Source organism: Sandarakinorhabdus sp., assembly GCF_041689835.1.
Lineage (GTDB): Bacteria > Pseudomonadota > Alphaproteobacteria > Sphingomonadales > Sphingomonadaceae > Sandarakinorhabdus.
The window spans coordinates 1-2,915 of the sequence record NZ_JBDNFM010000259.1 but is presented as its reverse complement, the minus strand read 5'-3'; the positions used below and the strand labels follow the sequence as shown (position 1 = coordinate 2,915).

Annotated in this window: 4 protein-coding genes; all 4 read right to left on the bottom strand. The window is 65.2% G+C overall.

The window, feature by feature from the left end; all coding sequences use genetic code 11:
- Positions 1-579 (bottom strand): PQQ-binding-like beta-propeller repeat protein (locus tag ACESL8_RS13080; protein ID WP_372919556.1); only part of this gene is annotated, 579 nt, incomplete at its 3' end.
- A gap of 130 nt (positions 580-709) precedes the next feature.
- Positions 710-955: a hypothetical protein gene (locus ACESL8_RS13075; RefSeq protein ID WP_372919554.1), complete on the bottom strand. Its 246-nt coding sequence runs from the start codon at positions 953-955 to the stop codon at positions 710-712.
- Between the two features lie 154 nt (positions 956-1,109).
- Positions 1,110-1,280: a hypothetical protein gene (locus tag ACESL8_RS13070; protein WP_372919552.1), complete on the bottom strand. Its 171-nt coding sequence runs from the start codon at positions 1,278-1,280 to the stop codon at positions 1,110-1,112.
- A complete protein-coding gene (gene glpK, locus ACESL8_RS13065) occupies positions 1,277-2,791 on the bottom strand; it encodes a glycerol kinase GlpK (RefSeq protein ID WP_372919550.1) in 1,515 nt (504 codons plus the stop codon). The genes ACESL8_RS13070 and glpK overlap by 4 nt, the downstream gene beginning before the upstream one ends.
- Between the last annotated feature and the right edge of the window lie 124 nt (positions 2,792-2,915).

Here is a 2,915-nt window from a genome sequence, read left to right as displayed (position 1 = left end):
GCCGATCACCACCCGCCCCTTTACCACGCGCGGCGCGCCGGTGATGGTGTAAGGGAGGGGCGTGTCGGTGAAGGTCTGGCTGCTCCATTTCACCTTGCCGGTGCCAGCATCCAGCGCGATCAACCGGCCATCCAGCGCCGCGACAAACACCAGCCCGTTCCACACCGCCACACCGCGGTTGACCACGTCGCAGCAGGCGCTTTGCCCGCGCGCCTTGTCCACCTGCGGATCAAATTTCCACTTCACGCGGCCGGTCGCGGCATCCAGCGCCATTACCTTGGACCAGGCGGTGGTGGTGAACATCGTGCCATCCACCACGATCGGCGTGGCTTCCTGGCCGCGCGACGTATCAAGATCGACCGACCATGCCAGGCCCAATTTGTTCACATTGCCGGCAGTGATCTGGCTGAGATCGGCAAAGCGCTGCTCGTCATAATTGCCGCCGTGCGTCATCCAGTTGCCCGGCTCGGCCCGGGCATTCATCAGCCGCTGGGCATTCACCCCGCGCACGCCGGTGCTGGGGCCGCCCGAAACGGCGGCCGCGCTATTCAGCCCAGCCCACAAACCTGCTGATGCCAACAAAGCCAAACCAAAGCGCCGCATGTCACCCTCCAAAACGTCTGTTCGTCAAACGGTAGAGTATGACGCTGGCAGCCGGTTACAAGCTTGATTTAGTAGCAGGACCGGCCAGGCCGGCCGACGCGGCCGATCAGCGGCTGCCAGCGCCGTCGGCAGCAAGAACGGGCGCGCGCATCGCAGCTGGCGGCACTGTGCCCGCGTCCTGCGCGGCCACTTGCCGGGGGACAGCCTGAAGCTTGGCCGGGGCCGCATCGGCCAGCAATTTCTGGCGGGCCTTGAACTGCTGCAGATAAACCACATCGGCATGGCGAGTGGCCACGGCCGGAGCGGCCAGAGCAAAGACAGCCAGCGCGGCAACAGCGAAACGGAGAGCCATCAGTTCGATCCCGTTTTTTATTCAACTTTCTGCAATATACTCAATTTGACGTATTTTTCAAGCTTTTGGTGCCAAAAACCGCATTATTGCGCGATAAAGGGCTGAATTCAGCCGTTTTCAAGCACAAAATTGCATTTTGTGTCCAAATACCTGATCATGCCGGAGCAGGCAGGCTCACCACCCAGGCATTGAAGGCGACCACCACGCCGGCCAGCATCATCAAGACAGCCTTTGTGCGATTGCCGCCCGGTTGCTGCCACAGCCAGATACCGCCCAGCACCAATGCCATGGCCGCGGCCAGCGCCAATCCAGCCAGCGGGCTCACAGTTTCGCCTCAAGGTTCAACTCGGGCTTCACCTCGGCCAGCACTTTGGCGACGGCGGCCTGCCACTGGCTGCGGCGGGCGCTGCGGGCCACGCCATCGATGGCAGGGTGAAAGCGCACATCGGCTGCGACCATCGCGGCAGCGGCAGCGGGCAGATCGGGAAACAGGCCGGCGCCCACCCCGGCCAGCATCGCCGCGCCCATCGCCGTGGTTTCGATCACGCGCGGCCGTTCCACCACCGCGCCCAGGCTGTCGGCCAGATCCTGGCACAGCCAATCATTGGCGACCATGCCGCCATCAACGCGCAGCATCGCCGCCGCCACGCCGTCGGCCGCCAACGCATCCACCAGGTCGGCGGTCTGCTGGCCCTGCGCCTCCAGCGCAGCACGCACGATATGGGCGCGCGTGCTGCCGCCCGACAGCCCGCAGATCACCCCGCGCGCATCGGGCGCCCAGTAAGGCGCGCCCAGCCCGGCCAGCGCCGGCACGAAACTCACGCCGCCATTGTCGGGCACGCTTTGCGCCAATGCCTCGCTATCGGCGCTGCTGGCGATGATCCCCAATCCGTCGCGCAGCCACTGGATGGCCGAACCCGCGACAAAAATTGCACCTTCCAGTGCATAGGCCGCCGCCCCGTCCAGCCGCCAGGCCACCGTGGCCAGCAAGCGATTGCGGGAAACCGGCGGCACTGCCCCGGCATGGGCAAGCAGAAAACATCCGGTGCCATAGGTCGCCTTCAGCATCCCGGCAGACAGGCAGGCCTGGCCGATGGCAGCGGCCTGCTGGTCACCCGCAACGCCCGTTATGGGGATGCGCCGGCCCAGCAGCGCGGTGTTTGCCAGCGCCCCGGCACAATCCACGATGCGCGGCAGCGCCGCCTTTGGCACGCCGAACAGCGCGATCAATTCATCGTCCCATTGGCAGGCGGCCAGATCCATCAACAGGGTGCGGCTGGCGTTGGTGGCATCGGTGATGTGCGCCTGCCCGCCCGAAAGATTCCAGATCAGCCAGCTTTCCACCGTGCCCACCGCCAGCCGGCCATCCCGCGCCGCATCGGCCACCGTCGGCCAGTTATCCAGCGCCCAGCGCATCTTGGTGGCGGAAAAATACGGATCGAGCAGCAGGCCGGTTTTCGCCTGCACCCGTGCTTCAAGTCCCGGTTCGTGCGCCTTCAGGCCGGCACAATAATCCGCGGTGCGGCGATCCTGCCAAACGATGGCGCGGGCCAACGGCTCACCGGTGGTCAGGTCCCAGAAACACACGGTCTCGCGCTGGTTGGTGATGCCGATCGCGGCAATGCGCTGGACGCCAACCTGTGCTGCCACCTCCTCCAGACAAGCGCGCGACAGATCTCGAATCTCGCCCGCATCATGCTCCACCCAGCCGCTCGCCGGATAATGCTGAGTAAGCGCGCGGCCAGCGCTGGCGACGATCTCGCCGTCCTGGCTGAACGCTATGGCGCGGGTGGAGGTGGTGCCGGCATCGAGCACAAGGAGCAGTTGGTCTTTCATGTCGCCTTTTCTATGGCCGTAAAGGCCGTTAGGGAAGCGGGCGTGACGCATTCATCGCAACCATATGATCTTGCCATCATCGGCGCCGGCATCAACGGCGCCGGCATTGCCCGCGATGCGGCCG